General features: G+C 62.6%; 23 protein-coding genes. 7 read left to right on the top strand and 16 right to left on the bottom strand.

The features are described 5' to 3' along the window. Positions 1–38: 38 nt before the first annotated feature. Positions 39–443 (top strand): peptide-methionine (R)-S-oxide reductase MsrB, encoded by a 405-nt coding sequence (gene msrB / locus C8D77_RS15695; RefSeq protein ID WP_013529102.1) that lies wholly within the window; start codon positions 39–41, stop codon positions 441–443. Positions 444–545: 102 nt separating this feature from the next. Here msrB and C8D77_RS15690 read toward each other — a convergent pair whose 3' ends face one another. Then, positions 546–884 (bottom strand): hypothetical protein, encoded by a 339-nt coding sequence (locus C8D77_RS15690; RefSeq protein ID WP_109664626.1) that lies wholly within the window; start codon positions 882–884, stop codon positions 546–548. A gap of 219 nt (positions 885–1,103) precedes the next feature. On the opposite strand from C8D77_RS15690, the gene C8D77_RS15685 reads away from it, so the two are divergent. Continuing rightward, positions 1,104–1,613, top strand: coding sequence for an arsenate reductase ArsC (locus tag C8D77_RS15685; protein ID WP_109664621.1), 510 nt, complete (start codon positions 1,104–1,106; stop codon positions 1,611–1,613). Positions 1,614–1,718: 105 nt separating this feature from the next. Here the strand turns inward: C8D77_RS15685 and C8D77_RS15680 are convergent, their stop codons facing one another. The 12 genes from C8D77_RS15680 to C8D77_RS15625 form a co-directional block, all read right to left on the bottom strand. Next, on the bottom strand, positions 1,719–2,174 hold the full coding sequence (locus C8D77_RS15680) for a hypothetical protein (RefSeq protein WP_109664618.1): 456 nt from the start codon (positions 2,172–2,174) through the stop codon (positions 1,719–1,721). Positions 2,175–2,224: 50 nt separating this feature from the next. Further along, complete coding sequence (locus tag C8D77_RS15675) at positions 2,225–2,485, bottom strand: DUF2312 domain-containing protein (RefSeq protein ID WP_027027312.1); 261 nt, start codon at positions 2,483–2,485, stop codon at positions 2,225–2,227. Between the two features lie 304 nt (positions 2,486–2,789). Then, positions 2,790–6,248 (bottom strand): pyruvate carboxylase, encoded by a 3,459-nt coding sequence (pyc, locus tag C8D77_RS15670; protein ID WP_109664613.1) that lies wholly within the window; start codon positions 6,246–6,248, stop codon positions 2,790–2,792. Positions 6,249–6,548: 300 nt separating this feature from the next. After that, positions 6,549–7,667 (bottom strand): branched-chain amino acid ABC transporter substrate-binding protein, encoded by a 1,119-nt coding sequence (locus tag C8D77_RS15665; RefSeq protein WP_109664608.1) that lies wholly within the window; start codon positions 7,665–7,667, stop codon positions 6,549–6,551. A 137-nt stretch (positions 7,668–7,804) separates the two neighbouring features. After that, positions 7,805–8,152: a DUF6867 family protein gene (locus C8D77_RS15660; RefSeq protein ID WP_109664604.1), complete on the bottom strand. Its 348-nt coding sequence runs from the start codon at positions 8,150–8,152 to the stop codon at positions 7,805–7,807. 112 nt (positions 8,153–8,264) lie between these two features. After that, the gene (locus C8D77_RS15655; RefSeq protein ID WP_109664599.1) at positions 8,265–8,993 is read right to left on the bottom strand and encodes an ABC transporter ATP-binding protein; all 729 of its coding nucleotides are present in this window, start codon (positions 8,991–8,993) and stop codon (positions 8,265–8,267) included. After that, complete coding sequence (locus tag C8D77_RS15650; RefSeq protein ID WP_109664595.1) at positions 8,993–10,561, bottom strand: ATP-binding cassette domain-containing protein; 1,569 nt, start codon at positions 10,559–10,561, stop codon at positions 8,993–8,995. The genes C8D77_RS15655 and C8D77_RS15650 overlap by 1 nt, the downstream gene beginning before the upstream one ends. Continuing rightward, positions 10,561–12,156 (bottom strand): high-affinity branched-chain amino acid ABC transporter permease LivM, encoded by a 1,596-nt coding sequence (gene livM / locus C8D77_RS15645; protein WP_109664591.1) that lies wholly within the window; start codon positions 12,154–12,156, stop codon positions 10,561–10,563. Before livM ends, C8D77_RS15650 begins: the two co-directional genes overlap by 1 nt. Positions 12,157–12,160: 4 nt before the next feature. Further along, positions 12,161–13,063, bottom strand: coding sequence for a branched-chain amino acid ABC transporter permease (locus C8D77_RS15640; protein WP_109664588.1), 903 nt, complete (start codon positions 13,061–13,063; stop codon positions 12,161–12,163). Positions 13,064–13,397: 334 nt separating this feature from the next. After that, the gene (locus tag C8D77_RS15635) at positions 13,398–14,399 is read right to left on the bottom strand and encodes a 4-hydroxyproline epimerase (RefSeq protein WP_109664585.1); all 1,002 of its coding nucleotides are present in this window, start codon (positions 14,397–14,399) and stop codon (positions 13,398–13,400) included. Between the two features lie 30 nt (positions 14,400–14,429). Beyond that, the gene (locus C8D77_RS15630; RefSeq protein ID WP_170136749.1) at positions 14,430–15,680 is read right to left on the bottom strand and encodes an NAD(P)/FAD-dependent oxidoreductase; all 1,251 of its coding nucleotides are present in this window, start codon (positions 15,678–15,680) and stop codon (positions 14,430–14,432) included. 169 nt (positions 15,681–15,849) lie between these two features. Continuing rightward, the gene (locus C8D77_RS15625) at positions 15,850–16,743 is read right to left on the bottom strand and encodes a dihydrodipicolinate synthase family protein (RefSeq protein ID WP_109665430.1); all 894 of its coding nucleotides are present in this window, start codon (positions 16,741–16,743) and stop codon (positions 15,850–15,852) included. A gap of 69 nt (positions 16,744–16,812) precedes the next feature. Between C8D77_RS15625 and C8D77_RS15620 the strand changes: the two genes are divergently transcribed. Further along, on the top strand, positions 16,813–17,505 hold the full coding sequence (locus C8D77_RS15620) for a GntR family transcriptional regulator (RefSeq protein ID WP_164548521.1): 693 nt from the start codon (positions 16,813–16,815) through the stop codon (positions 17,503–17,505). 9 nt (positions 17,506–17,514) lie between these two features. Here the strand turns inward: C8D77_RS15620 and C8D77_RS15615 are convergent, their stop codons facing one another. Continuing rightward, positions 17,515–17,832 (bottom strand): hypothetical protein, encoded by a 318-nt coding sequence (locus C8D77_RS15615; protein WP_245462944.1) that lies wholly within the window; start codon positions 17,830–17,832, stop codon positions 17,515–17,517. A gap of 218 nt (positions 17,833–18,050) precedes the next feature. Then, positions 18,051–18,371, bottom strand: coding sequence for a winged helix-turn-helix transcriptional regulator (locus C8D77_RS15610; RefSeq protein WP_057145399.1), 321 nt, complete (start codon positions 18,369–18,371; stop codon positions 18,051–18,053). 209 nt (positions 18,372–18,580) lie between these two features. On the opposite strand from C8D77_RS15610, the gene C8D77_RS15605 reads away from it, so the two are divergent. Continuing rightward, positions 18,581–18,910, top strand: coding sequence for a nuclear transport factor 2 family protein (locus C8D77_RS15605; protein ID WP_109664577.1), 330 nt, complete (start codon positions 18,581–18,583; stop codon positions 18,908–18,910). A 125-nt stretch (positions 18,911–19,035) separates the two neighbouring features. On the opposite strand, the gene C8D77_RS15600 is transcribed toward C8D77_RS15605, so the two are convergent. Next, positions 19,036–20,532 (bottom strand): CoA-acylating methylmalonate-semialdehyde dehydrogenase, encoded by a 1,497-nt coding sequence (locus tag C8D77_RS15600; RefSeq protein WP_023811796.1) that lies wholly within the window; start codon positions 20,530–20,532, stop codon positions 19,036–19,038. A gap of 217 nt (positions 20,533–20,749) precedes the next feature. Between C8D77_RS15600 and C8D77_RS15595 the strand changes: the two genes are divergently transcribed. The 3 genes from C8D77_RS15595 to C8D77_RS15580 all read left to right on the top strand — a co-directional run bounded on the left by C8D77_RS15595 (position 20,750) and on the right by C8D77_RS15580 (position 24,446). Then, positions 20,750–21,631: a LysR family transcriptional regulator gene (locus tag C8D77_RS15595; RefSeq protein WP_109664573.1), complete on the top strand. Its 882-nt coding sequence runs from the start codon at positions 20,750–20,752 to the stop codon at positions 21,629–21,631. A 218-nt stretch (positions 21,632–21,849) separates the two neighbouring features. Beyond that, positions 21,850–22,293 carry a phospholipase A2 family protein gene (locus C8D77_RS15585; protein WP_109664570.1) on the top strand — a complete coding sequence of 148 codons (444 nt, stop codon included), beginning with the start codon at positions 21,850–21,852 and terminating at the stop codon, positions 22,291–22,293. Then, the gene (locus tag C8D77_RS15580) at positions 22,290–24,446 is read left to right on the top strand and encodes a phospholipase D-like domain-containing protein (RefSeq protein ID WP_109664565.1); all 2,157 of its coding nucleotides are present in this window, start codon (positions 22,290–22,292) and stop codon (positions 24,444–24,446) included. Before C8D77_RS15585 ends, C8D77_RS15580 begins: the two co-directional genes overlap by 4 nt. The last annotated feature ends 5 nt before the right edge of the window (positions 24,447–24,451 follow it).

Here is a 24,451-nt window from a genome sequence, read left to right as displayed (position 1 = left end):
TGCAATCAACAACGAGCCGGCAAGGCTGAGGAGATCAAATGGACACCCACACCTACCCCGTAACCCGCACCGACGCCGAATGGCGCGCCCGGCTGACGCCGGAGCAATATGCGGTCATGCGTGGCCACGGCACCGAGCGGCCGGGAAGCTGCGCTTTGCTCTACGAGAAGCGCGCCGGCACATTTTCCTGCGTCGGCTGCGACCAGCCCTTGTTTGAATCCAAGCTGAAGTTCGAGAGCGGTACCGGCTGGCCGAGCTTCAACGATCCGGTGCCGGGTTCGGTCGAAAACACCGTCGACCGCAGCTACGGCATGGTCCGCACCGAATGCCATTGCGCCCGCTGCGGCAGCCATCTCGGCCACGTCTTCGAGGACGGCCCGCCGCCGACCGGCCTGCGCTATTGCATCAACGGCGTGGCACTGAAATTCGAGCCGGCGGCTTGAGCCAAAATTCGATTGAATGAATGAAAAGGGCAGCTGCGGCTGCCCTTTTCATTGCCCAGGCGGGAAACCCGGCGAACGCGATGGGCACCCGTGTCCGCGCTGTCAGACCACGACCGTCAGGATTAGCCATAATGTGGCGCCGAGCGTCATCAGCGAGGCCTTGGCGCCACTGACCTTTTCCGTGGTTCGCCATACGGCAAAGGTCAGAAAGATGTTGTAGGGCACCGGCGCGAAATGCACCGCCAGAACCACCGCGAGCGGCAGCTTCAGTCCGAGCAGGATGATCGCGGCCACCAAAGATGCGACGTTGAACGCCGTGCCGACAAGAACAAGGTCGCGCCAGAACAGCCGGTCGAGCGGCACCAGGCCTTGCCAGCGCGCGCGAAAAAAGCTCCGGCTTGCGGTGTCGCTTTCGTCTTCGGGACGTTTTGAAACACTCATCGACGCGACCTTCTCCTCGGCTGCCGCAGAGATTTCAAACGCAGCAAACTCTCAACGCCAGGCGATGATGGACCTGTATCGCCAGATGATCCGACCCGTTGTCATCAAACGGTCGCGAAACCTTTCTACGCCGCCCTTGTCGATACACTTTGCCAAGCGGCGACGTCCCGATGGAATTTGTCGCCCAATCATCCAGTCGCCTGCCAGGGAGGTCTTGAGATGAGCGACAATTTCTACAATGTGCTGTTTCTGTGCAACGCCAATTCGGCGCGATCCATTATGGGGGAAGCGATCCTCAACCGGATCGGCGCCGGCAAGTTCAAGGCCTTTTCCGCTGGTTCGCAGCCGAAGGGCACTGTCAATCCCCACGCACTTCAACTGCTGGAAACTCTCAACTTCGACACTGGCTTCGCCCGCTCGAAAAGCTGGGACGAATTCGCCGCGGCCGATGCGCCGCAAATGAACTTCGTCTTCACCGTCTGCGACAACACCGCGAACGAGGCCTGTCCCATATGGCCAGGCCATCCGATGACGGCACTGTGGGCGATACCGGACCCGGCCAAGGCCCACGGCACCGACGCCGAAATGCATCTCGCCTTCGCCGATGCCTATCGCATGCTCAACAATCGCATCTCGCTGTTCGTCAATCTGCCGGTGGACACGCTCGACCAACTGACGCTGCAGCACCATCTGGACGAGATCGGCCGGGACACCCAGAAGCCAAATTAGAGCAATTCCAGGAAAAGTGTGAAGCGGTCTTCCCGGGAGAAGCGCATAGCGCTTTCCCTTGGGAATTGTGTCAAAACAAAGAGATAGAGCGGCAGGCCATCGGATTCACGAACCGCCGTCGCCGGCATTGCCAAGAACCTCGGTCACCGCACGTTCGATGCGCGAGCATTCGGTCACCAGCCAGTCGGTCATCGCTGGCCAATTGTCCTCGGCATAACAGTTCACCCGCCACATCGAATTGATGCCGAGGCCCTCGCAACTCTGTTCGGGCCTGAGCTCCAGCCTGGCTTCGATCGCCGGTTGGAACGGTTTCAACCGCGACCAGGCTTGCGTGGCGCCGAACTTCTCGTTGCGGCCAAAGAAGACGCCGACATGGTTCTGCGCCGGCGCGACATACATGGAAAGGACCAATGCGAAGTCGGGCAGCCCGCGCTGCCAGAACCAGGGTCCGCGCCTCGCCATCAGAGCCCTTTCTTCCGAATGCCGCTCAGCGAACAGCGTCCAGAAGCCGCGCTGGCGGAACTCAGAGGCGCGACGGGCACCGAAGTCGAATTCGCTCATGGCTCAAACCGTATCTCCGGCAACCGCGTCGGTGCCGGGGCCGGCTAGTCTTACACCATGCCGAGTGCGGCCTTGTACAGATCGAGGATGGTTTCCTCTTCCTGCCGCTCGGCCTGGTCCTTCTTGCGCAGCCGGATGATCGTGCGCATCGCCTTGGTGTCGAAGCCGGTGCCCTTGGCCTCGGCGAACACTTCCTTGATATCGTCGGAAATGGTCTTCTTCTCTTCCTCGAGCCGCTCTATGCGCTCGATGAAGGCACGCAGCTGGCCGGCGGCAACAGTCTGGCTGGTCTCGGTGATATCGTCGGCCATGTTTTTCTCCAAAAAAATCGGTTCTGCGCCGCGACTCGGAATGCATGCAGCGGCGAATTGAGCGGGCTCGATGCCCGACCGGGGGCGGCGGGTCAAGCCGTTATCGAACAGCTAGCCAAGGGCTGCCGACAGAAGCCGACAGCCATCTCGCCGACATGGACCTGGGCATGTCGAGATTCAGGTCAGGCCGAGCCGAGAATGGTGGCTTCCGAGAACCGGAGCGGAGCGTACTTAAAGTACGTGAGCACCGGAAGCGCAGGAAGCCGCTATTCGCAGGCCGGCCTCACCTGAATATCGACATGCCCTAGCTGAAGGCGATCAACAAATCCTTGGCATCGATCTGGTCGCCGGCCTTGACCAGCACCTCGGCGACCGTGCCGTCGCGCTCGGCATGCAGCGCCGTCTCCATCTTCATCGCTTCGATGGAAAGCAGCACGTCGCCGGCCTTCACAGCCTGGCCGGCAGCCACTGAAAGCGCCGAGACGACGCCCGGCATGGGTGCGCCGACATGCGCCTCGTTGCCAGGCTCGGCCTTGCGGCGGGCCTTGGCGGCGGACGCGCCATGCGCCCTGTCGGGCACTTTCACGCGGCGCGGCTGGCCATTGAGCTCGAAGAACACGGTGACCATGCCCTTCTCATCGACATCGCCGATTGCAAGGCAGCGCACCACCAGCGTCTTGCCCTTCTCGATGTCGACGAAGATCTCGTCTTCCGGCCTCATACCGTAGAAATAGGTCGGCGTCGGCAGGACGCTGACCGGCCCGTAGGTCTCCTGCGCGCCGGCGAAATCCGTGAACACCTTCGGATACATTAGCCACGAGGCGAATTCGAACTCCGAAAGCTTGCGCTCGAGCTTCTCCTCGATCTCCTTGCGGCTGGCCTTGAGGTCGGCCGGCTTGAGCAGCGAACCGGGCCGCACCGTGATCGGCTTGTCGCCCTTCAGCGCCTTCTTCTGCAGCGCCGCCGGCCAACCGCCTGGCGACTGGCCGAGATCGCCGCGCAGCATCGAGACGACCGAGTCCGGGAAGGCGATATCCCTGTCGGGATTTTCGACATCGGCGACGGTCAGGTCCTGGCTGACCATCATCAACGCCATGTCACCGACGACCTTGGACGACGGCGTCACCTTGACGATGTCGCCGAACATCAGGTTGACGTCGTGATAGGTCTGCGCCACTTCGTGCCAGCGCGTTTCCAGCCCGAGCGAACGCGCCTGCTCCTTGAGGTTGGTGAACTGCCCGCCCGGCATTTCGTGCAGATAGACTTCCGACGCGGGCCCCTTGAGGTCGCTTTCGAAGGCGGCGTACTGGTTGCGCACCGCCTCCCAGTAAAACGAGATGTTGCGGATCCATTGCGGGTCGAGGCCCGGGTCGCGTTCGGTGCCCTTCAGTGCCTCGACGATAGAGCCGAGACATGGCTGCGAGGTGTTGCCCGACAGCGAATCCATCGCCGCGTCGATGGCATCGACGCCACTGTCGACCGCCGCCAGCACCGTCGCCGCCGACAGGCCTGACGTGTCGTGGGTGTGGAAATGGATCGGCAGGTCGGTCGCTTCGCGCAGCGCCTTGAACAGCACGCGTGCCGCCGCTGGCTTCAACAGCCCGGCCATGTCCTTGACGGCGATGATGTGGGCGCCGGCCGCCTGCAATTCCCTGGCCAGGCCGACATAGTATTTGAGGTCGTACTTCGCCCGCGCCGGATCGAGGATATCGCCGGTGTAGCAGATCGCCGCCTCGATCAGCTTGCCCTCGGCGCCGACCGCATCCATGGCGACGCGCATGTTCTCGACCCAGTTCAGGCAGTCGAACACCCGGAACAGGTCGATGCCGCCGGCAGCTGCCTGCTTGACGAAATGCTGCACGACATTGTCGGGATAGTTGGTGTAGCCGACACCGTTGGCGCCGCGCAGCAGCATCTGCAGCAGGAGATTGGGCGCGGCCTCGCGCACCAGCGACAGCCGCTCCCATGGATCCTCGGTGAGGAAGCGCATGGCGACGTCGAAGGTGGCGCCGCCCCAGCATTCGAGCGACAGAAGCTGCGGCAGGGCACGCGCATAGGTGCCGGCGATGCCGGCAATGTCATGCGTGCGCATGCGCGTCGCCAGCAGCGATTGATGGCCGTCGCGCATCGTCGTGTCGGTGACCAGCACCTCTTTCTGATCGCGCATCCAGGCGGCGAATTTCTCCGGTCCGAGCACATCGAGCTTCTGCTTGCTTCCGCCGGGCACATTGCCGTTGAGGTAGGGCACCACGGGTGCGGCCGCATCGGCCTTCGGCTGCGGCCGGCCGCGCGTCTCGGGATGACCGTTGACCGACACGTCGGCCAGGTAGTTGATGAGCTTGGTCGCACGGTCCTGCCGCTTGACCTGCTGGAACAGCTCCGGCGTCGTGTCGATGAACTTGGTCGTGTAGGAATTGTCTGCGAAGCTCGGATGGTTGATGATCGCTTCGAGGAAGGTCAAATTGGTGGCGACGCCGCGGATGCGGAATTCGCGCAACGCCCGGTTCATGCGGGCGATGGTCTCGGCCGGCGTCGGCGCCCATGCCGTCACCTTCTCCAGCAGCGGATCGTAGAAGCGGGTGATGACCGCGCCCGAATAGGCGGTGCCGCCGTCGAGGCGGATGCCGAAACCGGTGGCGCCGCGATAGGCGGTGATGCGGCCGTAATCCGGGATGAAATTGTGCTCAGGATCTTCGGTGGTGATGCGGCACTGCAAGGCGTGGCCGTTCAGCCTTATGTCCTTCTGTGCCGGCACGCCCGATTCCGGCGTGCCGATGGCAAAGCCGTCGAGGATATGTATCTGCGCCTTGACGATGTCGATGCCGGTCACCTGCTCGGTGACGGTGTGCTCGACCTGGATGCGCGGGTTGACCTCGATGAAGTAGAATTTGCCGGTGTCTGCGTCCTGCAGGAACTCGACCGTGCCGGCGCCGATATAGCTGGTCTCGCGGGCGATCTTCAGCGCATGGCCGCAGAGCTCCTCGCGCTGCGACATTTCGAGATAGGGCGCCGGCGCCCGCTCGACGACCTTCTGGTTGCGGCGCTGGATCGAGCAGTCGCGCTCGAACAGGTGCACGGCGTTGCCATGCGTGTCGCCAAGCACCTGCACCTCGACATGGCGGGCGCGCTCGATCAGCTTTTCGAGATAGACCTCGTCCTTGCCGAAAGCGGCTTTCGCCTCGCGCTTGCCTTCCGTGACTTCACGGGCAAGGTCGGCTTCGGCGCGGATGGCGCGCATGCCGCGGCCGCCGCCGCCCCATGATGCCTTCAACATCACCGGATAGCCGATCTCCTCGGCCAGTTTCTTGACCGCATCCATGTCGTCCGGCAACGGATCGGTGGCGGGGATCACCGGCACGCCGACTTCGATGGCGAGATTGCGCGCGGCGACCTTGTTGCCGAGCCGCCGCATCGTGTCCGGCTTCGGCCCGATGAAGGTGATGCCGGCCTCGGCACAGGCGTCGGCGAATTCGGGGCTTTCCGACAACAACCCGTAGCCGGGATGAATGGCATCGGCGCCCGAAAGCCTGGCGACTCGGATCACCTCCTCGATCGACAGATAGCTTTCGATCGGTCCCATGTCCCGGGTCAGATGCGGCCCGCGTCCGACCTGGTAGCTCTCGTCGGCCTTGAAGCGGTGCAGGGAATACTTGTCCTCCTCTGCCCAGATCGCCACGGTTTTGAGGCCGAGTTCGTTGGCCGCGCGAAAGACGCGAATGGCGATTTCGGACCGGTTGGCGACGAGGATCTTCGTGATGGCCAAGGACTGGGCTCCAGCAACGGAAGGAAGAGAAATCGGCGCAATGATTAGCGTGAAAATGCTGCAGTGCAAACAAAATTGACGCGCGTTTAAACCGATTGAAATAGAATCTTTGCGCCAAACCCCTTCGCATTCATCCCGACGCGCAAAGAGAAACGCTGGCATTGCGGTCAACGCACGATCATTCCCCGGCTAAAGGCCTGGCTGTATCGATCGCCCGCTCCTGCGGAAGCAAACGCGGCTCAAAAGAAAAATGCCCGGCGCGAGGCGCCGGGCATCTGTAAAATCTGGAGACTGACGAGCTTACATCTTCTGGATGTAGGTGTACTTGCCGTCGTCGCCCTTCTTCCATTCGTAGATGACGTAGCCGGGCAGCGTCGGGTCGCCCTTGGCGTCATAGGACAGGTCGCCGAGCACGGTCTTGAAGGGGCCGTTTTCATGCAGCGCCTTGGCAACTGCCTGCGGGTCGTTCGACTTGGCAGCGGTCGCTGCTTCCGAGATCGCCTGCACGGCGGCGTAAGCGTAGAGCGTATAGGCTTCCGGCTCGAAGCCCTGCGCGCGGAACTTCTCGACGAGTTCCTTGTTGGCGGGGATCAGGCGCGGATCCGGGCCGAACGTGTTGAGCGTGCCCGCAACCGCGTCGCCCGCGATCGAAGCCAGCTCGTTCGACACGATGCCGTCGCCGGAAACCAGCGTCGCCTTGAGGCCCTGGTCGGCCGCCTGACGAATGATCAGGCCGGCTTCGGTGTGCAGGCCGCCCCAATAGATGATGGTAACGCCGGCTTCCTTCATCTTGGCGATCAGTGCCGAGAAGTCCTTGTCGCCGACATTGATGCCTTCATACATGACTTCCGTCAGGCCCTTGGCGTTCATCGCCTTCTTGGTCTCGTCGGCAAGGCCCTGGCCGTAGGTGGTCTTGTCGTGAACGACGGCGATCTTGGCGTCCTTGAAGTTCGCGGCGAGATAAGCGCCGGCGATGCTGCCCTGCTGGTCATCGCGTCCGCAGGTGCGGAACACGTTCCACAGGCCACGTTCGGTGAACTGAGGGTTGGTCGCGGCCGGCGTCACTTCGACGATGCCGTTTTCCGCATAGACTTCCGATGCCGGGATCGAGACGCCCGAGTTGAAGTGGCCGACCACGAACTTGACGCCGTCGCCGACGAACTTGTTGGCGACCGAGATGCCCTGCTTCGGATCGGAGACGTCGTCGCCGACTTCGAGCTTGATCTGCTCGCCGTTGATGCCGCCCTTGGCATTGATGTCGGCGACAGCCGCTTCCGCACCCTTCTGAAGCTGTGCGCCGAAGGCGGCGTTCGGACCGGTGATCGGGCCGGCAACGCCGACCATGACGTCAGCCCACGCGGCGCCACCGAACGCGACAAGCGCGGTCAGGGCGACGGCGGACAAAAGTGACTTTTTCATTTAAACGCTCCCATTTACGGAGTGGGCGTGGATGAAGCTTTCATGCGATGCCCACCCTTATCGCAGAAAGCATAGTTTGCCGATTTTCAGGCACTTGTCACGCCGATTCAATTCCGAGGCGGCGTTAATGATGAACGTCAACCTTTCGGTTTCCAGCTCAAGATTGAAGCTCTTTCGTAGAGCCAATTATACTGTGTCACCATCTGGTTGGTGCGCGTGTATTGATAGCCGATGAAGCCGAGGATCATCAGCACGATGGTGTCGACGATGTAGTAGTGCAGCGAGAACATCGTGCCGCCGAACAGCGCGTGATGGATGAAGCGGATGCCGATGCCGAGACCCAGCATGTAGGCGAACAGGTGGATGAAGCTGCGCCATGTCTGGGCGCTGGCCTTGCCGGTCATCCAGGCCGCCCAGCCGCCGAGCAGACAGGTGACGAAGAAGAACTGCCAGATCGACGGCTCCTCGTAGAGAATGCCCTGCATGGTGAAGTCTCCTTAGCATGATCCCGAAAAGTTGCAGACTTTTCGGACAAAGATCATGCGACAAACAAACAACTTGGAACGGAATACCGCATGCACACATTCCGCTCCAAACTCAGTGATGTCCGCCTTCAAGATAGGCGGCGCGCACTTCCGGATTGGCGAGCAGCTCCTTGCCGGTGCCGCTCATCGTCACATTGCCGTTGACCATGACATAGCCGCGCGTGGCGAGCTTGAGCGCGCCGAAGGCGTTCTGCTCGACCAGGAACACGGTCAGCCCCTGCGTGCGGTTCAGTTCGCGGATGGCGTCGAAGATCTGCTTGACGATCAGCGGCGCCAGACCCAGCGACGGTTCGTCGAGCAAAAGCAGCTTCGGCCGCGCCATCAGCGCACGTCCGATCGACAGCATCTGCTGCTCGCCGCCCGACAGCGTGCCGCCGCGCTGGGCGATACGCTCCTTCAGCCGCGGAAACAGCGTGAACACCTTCTCGACGTCCTCGTCATAGTGCTTGAGATTGTCGAGGCTGGCGCCCATCTGCAGGTTTTCCATCACCGTCATGCGCGGAAAGATGCGCCGGCCCTCAGGCGACTGGGCAATGCGCATGCGGGCGATCTCGTGCGTCGGCATCTGGGTGATGTCGGTGCCGGCAAAGGTGATGGTGCCGGCTCGAGCGCGCGGCGCGCCGAAAATGGTCATCATCAGCGTCGACTTGCCGGCGCCATTGGCGCCGATCAGCGCCACGATCTCACCCTGCTTGACCGTGACATCGACACCGTTCAACGCCCGGATGTTGCCGTAGTAGGTCTGCACGCCCTTGATATCGAGCAGCGTTGTCGCGGCCATCACTTGCCCCCTCCACGCTTGCCCGCCACAGGCTTGGCGGCAGCAGTCTTTCCCGAAGCCGCATTTGCAGTCTTTCCGGAAGTATGGCTGGTCGCCACTTTGCCCGCATCGACCCGGCGCGAGAATTCCGTGTCCTTGCCCTGACCGAGCAGCTTGGCCTGCTTGACCCATTCCTCGCGCGCGATGCGTCCGTCAAAGGCGAGATAGGCTTCGGCGGCCTCGACGTCGGCCTTTTTCCAGGCGCCAATCTGGTCGAAGTGGAAGATGCCGTGATCGTTAAGCTTCTTCTCGTTGACCGTACCGATACCCTTGATGCGGGTCAGGTTGTCAGCCTTGCCGCCGCGAGGCGCCGCCAGACGGTTGGAGATTCCGCCAGCCGTCGCCGCAGGGGCCTTCGCCACAGGGGCCTTGGCTGCCGGCTTGGCCGGCGCAGTCGACTTCGCCGCCGTCCCGGTGGTGGCCTTTGACGCCGCTTTCGGAGCAGGCTTTGCCTTCGCCGCCGGAGCAGACTTCTCGGCCGCCAGCGAGGTAGCCTTGTTTGCTGCGGCGAGCGATCTCGCGTCGACCTGACCGGCCTTTGACGCACCCCTCGCCACCGTAACCCGCTCGCCTGAACTGTGACCGACCGTGTCGGTCACAGGCCCGGCGAGATACGAAGACGACGTCCCCGGACCATGCGCGGCATCTGGCCCCGTATCGAGCTGTTCGATGACGTCTTCGTCGCCGACTTCGGTAAGGACCGCCTCGACTTCCTCGTCGTCGACGCCAAGATAGGCGGCGATGACGCGCGGGTCGGTGCGTACCGATTGCGGACTGCCGTCGGAGATCTTGCGGCCATATTCCAGCACCACGACATGGTCGGAGATCTGCATGACCACCGACATGTCATGCTCGATCAACAGGATCGAGGTGCCTGATGTCTTCTTGATATCGATCAGCAGTTCGTTGAGCGCCGCCGATTCCTTCGGGTTGAGGCCGGCCGCCGGCTCGTCGAGGCACAGAAGCTCCGGCCCCGTGCACATGGCGCGGGCGATCTCGAGACGCCGCTGCGCGCCATAGGGCAGATCGCCGGCCGGATCGTCGGCTCGATCGACGAGGTCGGCCTTCTCCAGCCAGTGCTTGGCAAGCTCTACCGATTCGGCCGAGGCCTTGCGGTAACCGCTGAAGCCGAACAGGCCCAGGATCGTATAGCCCGATGCCTTCATCAACTTGTTGTGCTGGGCAACCAGCAGGTTCTCCAGCAGCGTCATGCCCGAGAACAGGCGAATGTTCTGGAAGGTGCGCGCTACCTTGGCGCGCGCCGGGATCTCATGGTTGGGCAGACGTTCGAGCAAATAGCTCGTACCGTCGTTCCGGTTGAGCGTGATCATGCCTTCCGACGGCTTGTAGAAGCCGGTGATGCAGTTGAACACGGTGGTCTTGCCGGCACCGTTGGGGCCGATCAGCGCGGTGATCTCGCCGCGCCTGGCGGCGAAGGACAGGTCGCCGATGGCCACCAGGCCGCCGAACTTCATCGACAGATGATCGACCTGCAGGATGGCCTCGCTCATGGGTGTGCTCGCATTCATCAGCCGTGGCCCTCCTTGGTGAAGGAACCTGAGACAGCCCTTCGTTCCTTGAGAAAGGCGGTCGGTTCACGACTGCCGACGAAGCCGCGCGGCTTCCACAGCATGACGATTACCATGGCCATGCCGAACAGAAGCATGCGGTAGAGTTCCGGCGTGAAGTCTGGCCCAAAGATCTGCTTGAGGAAGTCGAGTTCGCGCAGCGCCTCGGTGCCGCCGATCATCACCATCGCGGCAACGGCGATACCGACCAGCGAACCCATGCCGCCGAGCACGACGATCGCCAGGATGATGGCCGATTCCAGGAAGACGAAGGATTCCGGGCTGACGAAGCCTTGCCGCGCGGCAAAGAAAGAGCCGGCGAAGCCGCCGAACATGGCGCCTGTGGCAAAAGCCGTGAGCTTGGTCGTCGTCGTATTGATGCCCAGCGACCGGCAGGCGATCTCATCCTCACGCAACGCTTCCCAGGCACGGCCGACCGGCAGACGCCGCAGCCTGATGGTGACGAAGGCGGTGAGCAGGCACAGGCCTAGGATCAGATAATAGAGGAAAATCTTGTAGTAGGCGCCCGACTGGGCGATGTGCAGCACCTTGGCGATGTAGTTCGGGTCTGACACGTTGAACGACATCAGTCCGAAGAAGCTGACCTTGGGAATGCCGGAAATGCCGGCCGATCCGTTGGTGACCTCGCGCCAGTTGATGAGGACCAGGCGGATGATCTCGCCGAAAGCCAGCGTCACGATCGCCAGATAGTCGCCGCGCAGGCGCAGCACCGGGAAGCCAAGCAGCACCCCCCAGAGGGCGGCCATGGCGCCGGCGGCCGGCAACAGGATCCAGAACGACAGACCAAAGTGCGTGGCGAGAAGCGCATAGGCATAGGCGCCAAGTGCATAAAAGGCGACATAGCCGAGGTCGAGCAGGCCGGCGAGGCCGACGACGATGTTCAGGCCCCAGGCCAGCATCACATAGATCAGGATCTGGATGCCGAAATTGTCGACCCATTTCAGCGAACCCTGCAGCCCGCTGGCGATCGACCAGGCGTTCAGCGACAGCACCGCGACCACGAGGATCGGGTATAGCACCAGCGCTGTGACGCCCAATTTGGTGAAGTTGGCATGGATGAAGGCGCGGAAGTAGTAGATCACGCAAGCCAGCACATAGATGATCGCCAGGGCGCGCAGGAATTGCAGATAGCCGGCTGGCTCTGCTCCCACCCATCCGGCGAGAGAGTTGTTCAACACGAACAGCAGCACCGCCGCGACAACGGCCGCGATGAACCACGGCAGCTGGAAGAACCGTGACGCCACGCTGGCCGGCAATAGGCCGGTGGCAACGTTGGTTATCTTCTGGCTGGCCATGAAGGGCTGGCCGTAGGCGACATAGAGGAAGCGCCCGACAGCCGTGGCGATCACCACCGCGGCGAGCAGGCCCCAGCGCGTCGTCACGACCAATTCATTGGAGATGTTCTGGCCGGTCTTCAGGCCGATGAACAGCACGAACAGGCCAAGCGAAATGGCGCCGGCATAGAACGCTTCCTTGAGGGCCCGTTGGATAGGGGTGGCGACGATGTCGCTCTCGGGAGATACGGTGACGGCCATGGTCTCAGACCTTTTCGACTTCTGGCCGGCCCAGAATGCCGGAAGGCAGGAAGATCAGCACGATCGCCAGGATCGAGAACGCCGCGACATCCTTGTAGTCGATCGAGAAATAGGCCGACCACATGCTCTCGATGAAGCCGATCAGAAGCCCGCCGAGCACCGCACCCGGCAGTGAGCCGATGCCGCCAAGCACCGCCGCGGTAAAGGCCTTCACGCCAGGCGTGAAGCCGTCCGAGAAGGCAATGACGCCGTAATACATCAGGAACAGCGTACCGGCGACAGCAGCAAGGGCGGCCCCCATGATGAAGGTGATCGAGATGGTGCGGTCGACATCGATGCCGAGCAGAGCCGCCATCTTGCGGTCCTGCTCGCAGGCGCGTTGCGCCCGACCGAGCGAAGTCCTGTTGACCAGATACCAGAACAGCGCCAGCAGCAGCGCGGTGACAACGACGATGATGATCTGCTTCAGCGACACGCTGATGCCGTTGATGTTGTAAACCTGCGAAACCATTGGAGGGATCGGCTTGTTGCGTGGCCCTTGCGTCACTTGGACGAAGTTCGACAGCGCGATCGACATGCCGATGGCGGTGATCAACGGCGCCAGCCGGAACGAACCGCGCAGCGGCCGGTAGGCCACCTTCTCGATCGTCCAGTTGTAGAGGCTGGTGAGCAGCATCGCCACGATCATCATGACCAGCAGCGCGATGACCACGGGCACCGAATAGAACAGCGCGCCGAGGACGAGGAAGACGATCAGCGCCGTGAAGGCGCCCACCATGAAGATGTCGCCATGGGCGAAGTTGATCATGCCGATGATGCCGTAGACCATCGTGTAGCCGATCGCGATCAGCCCATAGATCGATCCCAGCGTCAGCCCGTTGATAAGCTGCTGGACAAAGTACTGCATGTGTACATGGCTCCCCTGGAATGTCGCCCATGCAGACGCATTCCTTTTCGTATTTCCCCTAGTCGTAAAGTTTCGAGCCCGGATTGCAACGTCATTTTTCAATCGTCATGCGTGTTTTCGAGGCACGCCTTTCCGATCGCCCGTTTTTCACACCCGACCCCTGGACTATCGCGGACCCTAGCATTGGCATAACGCAATGTCTTTGACGATTCGGCTGCATCATGCGCCCCGTTTCGAAGAAATCGCCGTCAAAATTAGGTGATGAGAGGAATCGTTGCGTTGCTGACACGATCCGTTTTTCGTTCAGTCTCTTTCCCCTGGGTCAGGTTTCCCTTCACTTGACCACAAAACCATGCGCGAACGGATCGCGGTCATCGATGAAGATGGTGTTCAATCCGGTCATCCGTGCCCAGCCGCCGATCGAGGGTATGATGGCCGGTTTGCCAGCGACGGTGACGTCCTTTTCGATCTTGCCCTTGAACAGCGAACCGATGATCGATTCATGGACGAAGCTGTCGCCGGCCTTGAGTTTGCCCTTGGCATGAAGCTGCGCCATGCGCGCCGAGGTGCCAGTGCCGCATGGCGAGCGGTCGATCGCCTTGTCGCCGTAGAACACGGCATTGCGGGCATCGGCCCCGGCCACGGTCGGCTTGCCAGTCCACAGCATGTGTGACAGCCGGTTGATGCCCGGGTTCTCGGGATGCACGAAGGAATATTTCTCATTGAGCCGCTGCCGCACCACCGGACTCCAGGCGATGAAGTCGCCCGCCGAATAGTCGGCCATGTCGCGGTAGTTTGCCTGCGGCTCGACGATGGCGTAGAAATTGCCGCCATAGGCGACGTCGACGGTGATTTCGCCGAGCTGCGGGCATTCGACCGTCAGCCCCTCGGCGTAGAGGAAGGAGGGCACGTTGGTGATGCGCACCTCCTCGACATAGTCGCCGACCTGCTTGTACTCGGCAATGACCAGACCGGCCGGAGTGTCGAGCCTGAGCACGCCCGGCGTCTTCGGTTTGATCAGCCCGTGTTCGATCGCCATCGTCACCGTGCCGATGGTGCCGTGGCCGCACATCGGCAGGCAGCCGGAGGTTTCGATGAACAGGATGGCGATGTCGCAATCCTCGCGCGTCGGCGGATAGAGGATGGAGCCGGACATCACGTCATGGCCGCGCGGCTCGAACATCAGCCCGGTGCGAATCCAGTCATACTCGGCCAGAAAATGCGCCCGCCGCTCCATCATCGTCGAGCCCTCAAGCAGCGGGCCGCCGCCGGCGACCAGCCGCACCGGATTGCCGCAGGTGTGGCCGTCTATGCAGAAGAAGGATTTCTTGGCCATGACGCTCCTCGAAAAACAAAACCCGAAAAATCAGAATCGTTGCGGACTGAAGGGGGCCAGATCGATCGGCGGAGTCTGCCCCAGGACAAGATCGCGGATCAACCGTCCGGTGGCCGCCGCCTGGGTCAGGCCGAGATGGCCGTGGCCGAAGGCATAAACCACCGACCGCTTTCCTGGCGCGCCGCCGATGACGGGCACTGAATCCGGCAGCGAGGGACGGAACCCCATCCATTCGCGTCCGCCCGAGGGATCGAGCCCCGGCAGGAATTTTTGCGCCTTCTGCAGCAGCGCCTTCGACCTGTTATAATTGGGCGGCCGTTCGATGCCGCCGAGTTCGACGGCGCCGCCGACGCGCAGGCCCGTTTCGAGCGGCGTGACGACGAAGCCATGGCCGGAGAAGATCAGCATCCGCTTCACGTCGAAGGCACTCGTCGGCAACGTCGTGTTGTAGCCGCGCTCGGTCTCCAGCGGAATGCGATCGCCGAGTTGCCTCGCCAGCAGATGCGACCATGCGCCGGCGGCGACGACAAGGTGTCGGGCCTGCCTTGTGGTGCCGTCTGCCAACGTCAGTGTCGCACCATCCTGATCCGCCGCGACTTGGCTGATCCGAGCCAGCTCAAAGCGGGCGCCCTTGGCCTGTGCATAGGCCCACACCGCCTTGCCCAGCAGTTTCGGGTCGGCGACCGTCTTCCATCCCGGCACGAACGTACCTTTGATGAAGCGCGGCGACAGCCCCGGCTGCAAGGCGGCCAGTTCCTCGCCCTCGACATGGCGGAAACCGATGCCGAAACGCTCACGCGCCGCCCAGCCGGGCAGCCCGGCCCGAAATTCGGCCTCGCTTTCGTAGAGCTCCAGTGAGCCATCCTCGCGCAGCATCGACCGCGTACCGGAGCGATCGAGCAGGCCCATCCATTCCGCTTCGGCGAGCTTCATCATGCCGGCTTGAGCGGCAAGGCTCGCCTCGTATTTTCCCGGAGCACCTGCACGCCAGAAGCGGATCAACCAGGGCAGAAGCTTCGGCAGATAGGCGGGGGGGATGCTGAGCGGGCCGAGCGGATCCGCCAGCCATTTCGGCAGCTGTCGCATCATGCCCTTGTGCGCCATCGGCAGCACATCGGAAAAGGCAAAAGCGGCGGCGTTGCCGGAGCTCGTCTCCTCGCAGATGCCAGAACGATCGAAGATCGTGACCTTGCGTCCCACGTCGGCCAGAGACGCAGCGGCACAGATACCGATAATGCCACCACCGACGATGGCGATGTCGATTGCAGCATCGCTATTCATGGCTGCGCGTGCCGTTCTGCATGTGCCAATCTCGCCTCATCCGACCCTTCGGGCCACCTTCTCCCCGACGGAGAGAAGAGGCTGACGCCGGTGTTGGCGACCTCTTCTCCCCTCGGGGAGAAGGTGGCCGCGTAGCGGTCGGATGAAGGGGACTGCGGCATTGCGACCCTTAGAACTGCGGCAGCTTCGGCCGAACCGCGAGCGCATCCTTGATGATCTTCTCGACGGCCTTGCGGCGCTCGCCCGACAGCGGCTGGCGCGGCATGCGCACGCGGTCATTTGTGTTGATCGCGAACACTTCGGCAAGCTTGATGTTTTGTACCAGATAGGTCGAGACATCGAGATCGAGCAGCGGCCGGAACCAGCGGTAGATGGCGAGCGCCTCCTCGCGGCGGCCCTGCTTCATCAGCTGGTAGATGGCGACGGTCTCGCGAGGGAACGCGGTGACCAGTCCGGCCACCCAGCCGATGGCGCCAACCGACAGCGCCTCGAAGGCGAGATTGTCGACACCGGTAAACAGGTCGTAGCGGCTGCCCAGGCGATTGATGATCTCGGTCGAGCGACGGATGTCGTCCGAGGATTCCTTGATCGCGACAAAGCGCTTGTCCGACGCCAGCTCCTCCATCTGGTCGACGGTGACGTCGACGCGGTAGGCGAGCCGGTTGGAGTAGATCATGACTGGCAGGTCGCCGGCCTGCGCGACCGCGCGCAGGGCCGCGACCGTCTCTTCCGCATTGGTGTGGTAGATCGGGCTCGGCACCACCATCAGGCCGTTGGCGCCTTCCTTGGCGGCGCGCTTCGCGATGCTGGCGGCCTCGCGAGTGCCGGCCTCGTTGACGGTCAACAGCACCGGCTTCTTGCCGGCAACCTTCTGCGCGGTCTTCAGCACTTCGATCTTCTCGTCGGGCGACAGCATTGGCCCTTCGCCGAGCGATCCGCAGACGATGATGCCGTCGCAGCCGGCCTCCATCTGCAGGTTAAAGCAGCGCTCCATCTCGGCATGATCGAGACGATCATCCGCGGTGAATTTGGTCGTGACGGCGGGGAAAACTCCGGTCCACATGATCATGTCTCCATCTGATATATCAGCCATATATCTGTTAAGAAACCGCCTGTCAATACAGATTCCGTTATGATATATTCAAGATATATCAGGAGAACGCCTTTGATATCCATGGAAGCAAGCACCGCGTCCGAACCGGCCGCCACCAAAGCCTATCATGTGCTCGAGCACATGATCGTCACGCTCGAACTGGCCCCGGCGAGCTTCGTAACCGAGGGCGCCCTGATCGAAAGGCTCGGGCTCGGCCGCACGCCGGTGCGCGAGGCGATCCAACGGCTGGCCTGGGAGGGGCTGCTCGACGTCCGGCCCCGCGCCGGCATCGCGATCGCTCCGCTCCATCCCGGCGACTGGCTGCGCGTGCTCGATGCGCGCCGCGGCGTCGAGGTGGTCCTGGCCCGCTCGGCCGCCCGCTTCGTCACCCGCGAGGCCGCCGACCTGTTTCACGAAGCAGCGCTCGCCATGCAGAAGGCGGTCATCTCGGGCAACGTGCTTGCCTTCATCCAGGCCGACAAGGCACTCGACGAAGCGCTGGCGCTGGCCGCCGACAATCCGTTCGCCGCCCGTTTGGCCGCCCCCTTGCAGACCCACAGCCGGCGCTTCTGGTTCCGCTACAAGGCCGACACCGGCCTTGCCGAATCCGCCGAGCACCATGTCGCGCTGATCCGCTCGATCCTCGACGGCGACGAGGAGGCCGCGGCCAAGGATGCCAAGCGCCTGATGGCCCTGCTGCGCGGCCATGCCGAGGTGGCCGCAACGCGCTGATCGAACGGCTCAGATCCCTTGCGCCGTCGCGGTGACGGCGACGGTATTCTCCCATCCGTCACCGGTCGCGAAGATGCAGCTTCGGCCCTGTACGTCGGTTACCAGCATGGTCCATGTCCCGCTTGCCGAAACATAGACCTCGACAATGGCGGCTTGCCCGACCACACCGTAGCCGATCTGCTTTTGTTGAAAGGCCTGCGCCAATCCCGCGACAAGATCACTGTGGCCGCCGCAGATGAGTTGCGCCTGTGCGGGTAGCGTCGACAGCGCCAGCGTGGCGCCGATCGCGGCTATCCTGATCCATCGAAACGAAAACATGTGCGCCATCTGGCACCTCCTTCGCCTTGACGTTCCGGCAAAGGGAGGCACATGGGCAGCCTCAATATGCCGGGACGTTCCAGGCCGGATTCGACGTCTTCATCACGTCACTCCTTCTGGTTTCCGGTCTGTCGTCAGGGAATTCTATCGCATTCCTGGATTCGATATGGTGAGGTCGCGATGTGAAAACAAGCATCCTTGCGGCGCGTTGCGGGGCGCAATCCGCGTCAGGCTTCCGGCTCGCGAAGTGCTGCCCATTTCAGCAAGGCATCGAGAGCCGGACATAGCGCCTGCCCCCAATCGGTCAGGCAATACTCGACCTTCGGCGGCACCTGATGATGAACGATGCGACGGACAATTCCGTCGGCCTCCATCTGCCGCAGCTGCTGGATCAGCATCTTCTGCGAGATCGCCGGGATCGCCCGTTCGAGATCGGAAAAGCGCAGCACCTTGCCGCCGAACAGGTGAAACAAGATCACCAGCTTCCAGCGCCCTTCGAGGATGCGCAGCACATTCTCGACACCGCTCGCCGCCGACAACGGCGTCAACGCTTCGCCCTTACTTTCAGGCCCGGCCTTACTTTCAGCCCGGCCTTACTTTCAGGCCCAACCTTACTTTCGGGTCTAACCTTACTTTCAAGTAAGTACCTTACCTTTTCGTCGGTTCTTGTCATTTTTTCAGTCTATCTCATTTTAGGAGCCGGACAAGGCCGCGGACCTTCGCGTCAACGGCCAGAACTGGGACCGGAGATGAAATCATGACCGAAGAACTTCCGCAGCCGCTGACCGACTATTTTGTCGCCAAGAACAGGCATGACATCGACGCCATGCTCGCCTCCTTCTCATCGGACGCCACGGTCAGGGACGAAGGCAAAACCCATCATGGTTCGGCTGCCATCCGCAGCTGGATGGAAGAGACGACCAAAAAATACCGGGTGACCGTTGAGGTCGCCGACGCGACGGTCAACGGCGATGCATGGCGGATCGCCGGCATCGTCTCAGGCAATTTTCCCGGCAGCCCGGCGACACTCCACTACGTCTTCACACTGGCCGATGACCAGATCACGCGGCTGGAGATCGGCGCGTGACCATCCCTGAGAGACCCACGGTCGACGATCGGCCATCCCACGACGGCACGCACGAAGCAGTGTGACGCCACGCAAAAAGGGCGCGACAAACGTCGCGCCCTTGTCGTCGAAAATTTCTCTCGAGATCAGTTCATCGTCGGGATGACGAATTCCGCACCGTCCTTGATGCCGGACGGCCAGCGCGAGGTCACCGTCTTGGTCTTGGTGTAGAACCGGAACGCGTCCGGGCCGTGCTGGTTGAGATCGCCGAACGAAGACGCCTTCCAGCCGCCGAAGGTGTAATAGGCGATCGGCACCGGGATCGGCACGTTGATACCGACCATGCCGACCTGGACCCGCGACGCGAAATCGCGCGCGGCATCGCCATCACGGGTGAAGATGGCGACGCCATTGCCCATCTCGTGGTCGTTGGCGAGCTTGATCGCGCTCTCATAAGTCGGCGCGCGTACCACCGAGAGCACCGGCCCGAAGATCTCTTCCTTATAGATGCGCATGTCAGCGGTGACGTTGTCGAACAGGCAGCCGCCCATATAGTAGCCGTCTTCATAACCCTGCATGGAGAAGCCGCGGCCGTCGACGACCAGCTTGGCGCCTTCCTTGACGCCGGTATCGACATAACCCTTGACCCGTTCAAGAGCCTGCGCCGTCACCAGCGGGCCGAAATCGGCGGAGGAATCCGTCGATGGGCCGACCTTCAGGCTTTCGACGCGCGGGATCAGCTTTTCCATCAGCCGGTTGGCGGTGTCGTTGCCAACCGGGACGGCGACCGAGATCGCCATGCAGCGTTCGCCGGCCGAGCCGTAGCCGGCGCCGATCAGCGCGTCGACGGTCTGGTCCATGTCGGCATCGGGCATGATGATCATGTGGTTCTTGGCGCCGCCGAAGCACTGCACGCGCTTGCCGGCGGCAGTGCCGCGCGAATAGATGTAGTGGGCGATCGGCGTCGAGCCGACAAAGCCGATGGCCTTGATGTCGGGATCATCGAGGATGGCGTCGACGACGTCCTTGTCGCCGTTGACCACGTTGAGGATGCCTGCCGGCAGGCCGGCCTCGAGGAACAATTCGGCAATGCGCATCGGCACGCCGGGATCGCGCTCCGACGGCTTGAGGATAAAGGCGTTGCCGCAGGCGATGGCCGGCGCAATCTTCCACAGCGGGATCATCGCCGGGAAGTTGAACGGCGTAATGCCGGCGACGACGCCGAGCGGCTGGCGCATCGAATAGACGTCGATGCCGGGACCGGCGCCGTCGGTGAACTCACCCTTCATCATGTGCGGCGCACCGATGCAGACCTCGACCACTTCAAGGCCGCGCTGGATGTCGCCCTTGGCGTCGGCAATCGTCTTGCCGTGCTCGCGCGCCAGGATGTCGGCCAGTTCGTCATAGTCGCGGGCGACCAGTTCGAGGAATTTCATCAGCACGCGCACGCGGCGCTGCGGGTTCGTTGCCGCCCACTTCGGCTGCGCTGCCTTGGCATTTTCGACAGCCGCGCGCAGTTCCGCCTGCGAAGCCAGCGCCACCGTGCCGCGCACGGAGCCGTCCATCGGCTGCATGACATCCTGCTTGCGGCCGCTGGTCCCGGCGACATGCTTGCCGCCGATGAAATGACCGTAGTCGATCATGATTTCTCTCCCTTTGTTTGTGATGCCGCATTGTCCGCCTTTGGCCGGCGGATGGCAACGCGATGGAGAACGCAACCGTTGTGCGAAAAGTAGATAACGATTGACGGACGAGCATCAATTCCCGCAAATGACGGGATGCAATTGCTGCTACGGATTGAGAGATTGAGTTCCTTCGCCACAGAACGCAGCATCGGCGATTGTCATCCGGACCATTCCCATGAACTGGGATGACGTCCGCATCTTCCTTGCCGTGGCGCGCGCCGGCCAGATCCTGGGCGCAGCCAAGCGGCTGGAGCTCAACCACGCCACCGTCTCGCGCCGCATCGCCGCGCTTGAGGATGCGCTGCGGACGAAGCTGTTTCGCCGGCTGACCACCGGCAGCGAGCTGACGCCGGCGGGCGAGCGCTTTCTCGATATTGCCGAGCGCATGGAGGGCGACATGATCGCCGCGCGCTCGACGGTTGCCGGCGAAGGTGACGATGTCTCCGGCACGGTGCGCATCGGCGCGCCCGACGGTTTTGGTGTCGCCTTCCTGGCCAAGCGCCTGGGCGCGCTGACCGCGCTGCACCGCGAATTGACGATCCAGCTGGTCCCGGTACCGCGCTCCTTCTCGCTGTCGCGTCGCGAGGCCGACATCGCCATCACCGTCGAACGGCCGACGGAGGGCCGGCTGGTGGCTGGCAAGCTGGTCGACTACTCGCTCGGCCTGTTTGCGTCGCGCGACTATGCTGAGGTGCATGGTTTGCCCCAAACCGCCGCCGAGCTTGGCCAGCACACACTCATCGGCTATGTGCCGGACCTCATCGTCAGCCCGTCGCTCGACTATGCGGCGGAATTCAGCGCCGACTGGCGTACCAGCTTCGCCATCTCCTCGGCGCTCGGCCAGGCCGAAGCGGTGCGCTCGGGCGCCGGCATCGGCATCCTGCACACATTCGTCGCCCGCTCGATGCCGGAACTTGTGTCCGTCGACATCGTGGCGCCGATCCGCCGCGCCTACTGGTTGGTCTATCATGAATCGGTCAGGCCGCTGCGCCGCGTCCAGATCGTCGCCAGCTTCATCACCAAGATGGTGGAACGGGAGAGGGGCCTGTTCGTCTGATGCATGTCGCCCAAAAGTGGCCTCGGTTTTGGGAGAACGACATGCATAAAACAAAGACGCTAAAGCGCATCGCATGAATCCGATCAAACGCGATGCGCTTTAGCCGTGCCGCCTTTTCCTTGCCACAAAACCGGCCAGTGTGGCATCAGGCGTGCGGTCGCCGGCCACGGAGCAGGTCGCCGGTTGGGAAATCTTTCAGAAAGCTGGCGCGGATAGATATGCGAGCCGTTCTTGCCATCCTGCCGCTGCTTTTCGTTTCCGCATGCGCCAATCCGTGGATGAAGGTCCCGGAGGCCGAACTGCCCAAACCGATCCGCGACGCCATGGCGCGGCCTTCGCCTTTCGTCTTCGGCAATTATTGCGGCCCCGGCACCCGCACCGGCGATCTGTCGGCCCGGCCGGTCAACCGCCTCGACGCGGCCTGCCAGACGCACGACGCCTGTTACATTGCCCGCCACAACCATTGTGACTGCGACGGCACCCTCGTCGCCTCGGCGAAAGCGATACGCGACGACAAGACAGCGCCGCGCAAGGTGCGCGGCGAGGCCGAACTGCTGATCGCCACCTTCGCCATTCCCGTCTGCAAGGTCTTCCCGCAGGGTTTCATGCCACCGCGCGACCCGGCGCAATTGAGCGTCCTGAAGGCCGGGGCGACCGGGTGAAGGCCCGTGCATCCATCGCCATCGTTCTATTCGGGCTGACTGTCCTTGCCGGCTGTGCCGACGCTGGCCGCAATGCCTGCGACGTCCTGCAAGGCCAGACGGCCTGCGCGCGACCCTCGCTATCGGCCAGGACGGCCGGGTCGCAAGTCGCCGCCGCGCAGTTCTTCGGCGACGCCGGCACGAGCGACTACGAAAAACGGTTCCTGGCACTGCTCGCCCACCACCAACTCGACGCCATGGACCGCGCGAACGGCACCGGCCCTTTCGGTCACGACCGTTATGAGATCCGCAACAGCGATTTCCAGGCGACCTACCGGACACTGCAACAACTGGCCGGACCGGTTGCCGAAATACATCTGCCGCCGGCCGGCGCCAGCGGCGGCGACGGCCATTTCGACGGACGCTGGCGGATGTCGCGGCAGACGCTCTACATCGATGCGGCAGTGCGGCCTTCGACGCCCAGGATCTTCGATTTCTCCGGCCTGCAGGCGCGCAGCGTCGAGATCATGCTGCGCCAGGCAGGCAAGCAACCGACCGACATCGAGGGCACATGCGACGGCACGCTGGCGATCAGTGCCGGCGGTGGGTCACGCACCATCGCCACGGGAACGGCATTCCATTTTCGCCTGTCCGGCGAGGACGACACGGTCAGCCTGTTCCCGAGTGACGGCCTGAACCGCTGCGTGCTAAGAATCCGCTCCAGCCTTGCCCCTGCCGGCGCACCGCTCACCATCGAGCGCGAAGAGACCGCCGACCCGGCACTTGCCGCTTTCGACAGTCGCTACGAGCGTTGCACGACGCCCGATCCCACAGGCCTCGATCCGCTCAGCCGCGCCTTCTACGCCAGCCGTTGGCTGTCGCAGACCTGCGCCTTGCCGATCGGAAAGCCGCGCCTGCTGCGCAAGTCGCGCGACGGCTTCAACGCCAAGGTCGAGGCGCTGATGGGAGCGCCGCTGTCCGACAGCGCCATCGACAAGGGCGACCCGGAGCTGCCGCTCGACTTTTCCAATGCCCCAAAACTCAAGCTGATCTATTTGTCGTCGCTGGAGTTCAAGGCTGACTTCTCCGGCCGCATCATCGAACGGCTGATCCGTCATCATGCAGCGCTTGGCACCAAGGTGCGCATTCTGGTCACCGACGTGCTGGAGCGCGACAAGGACGACGCCCTGCTGCATCGGCTGGCGGCCGAATTTCCCAATGTCGAATTGCAGGAATATCGCTGGCGGGCGGACCGGGGCGCGCCGATCGACGAGCAGATTTCACAATTGCACAAGGTTCATCATATCAAGATGCTGGCGACGCTTGCCGACGATCCTGGGCGGTCACGCGCCATCATCGGTGGCCGCAACATCCATGACGGCTTCCTGTTCCACCAGCCGATCGATCTGTCGCGTGATCCCGATCTTGAGCAATATGGCAAGACCGACGGGTTCTCGCTGAACTACTATTCGAACTGGAGCGACTTCGACATCGAGTTCGCCGATCCGGCCACGGTCCAGACACTCGCCGCGCATCTTTCGACAGTGTGGCTGCGCGACGCCGACACCAATCTGGCGCGTCCTTTCTCCATTCCAGTCCGGTCCGACGGCGCCCGCCCGTCAGGCACGGCGCGGCACTTCATTTCGGTGCCCTACGAGGATGGCCATGCGCTGGAGGATTATTTCGTCGAACTGGTCGACGCCGCCCAGCACCACATCCAGATCGTCAATCCTTACCTCAACCTGACGCCCAAGCTCGCCCAGGCTGTTGACCGGGCGCTCGCCCGCGGCGTCAGGATCGACATTGTCGGCCGCATTGATCTCAAGGGCGATATCGGCGGCAGGTTCCTCACCGCGCTCAACAAGCTGTTCGTCGAGAAATATGGCGACCGCATCAACATTCGCGAGTTCAAGGCGCCGGATGTCGTGCTGCATTCCAAGATCATGATGATCGACGAAAGGCTGGTGGCCATCTCGTCTGTCAACCTCAACAACCGCAGCTTCTTCCACGACTCGGAGAACGGCATGATGGTGCTCGACCCGGCCTTCTACACCAGCATGAAGCCGATCTATGACGACTATCTCGCCCACTCGAACCCGGTCGCCAGCAATGTGACGATCCCGTGGGCCTATCGGCTGCTGTTCGACGAAGACTGGGTCAGGCAAGCATTCTGACCAAC

It is taken from the genome of Mesorhizobium loti (assembly GCF_003148495.1).
Taxonomy (GTDB): domain Bacteria; phylum Pseudomonadota; class Alphaproteobacteria; order Rhizobiales; family Rhizobiaceae; genus Mesorhizobium; species Mesorhizobium loti.
Note: the sequence above shows the minus strand (reverse complement) of the source record. Positions and strands in the feature narration are given on the sequence as shown.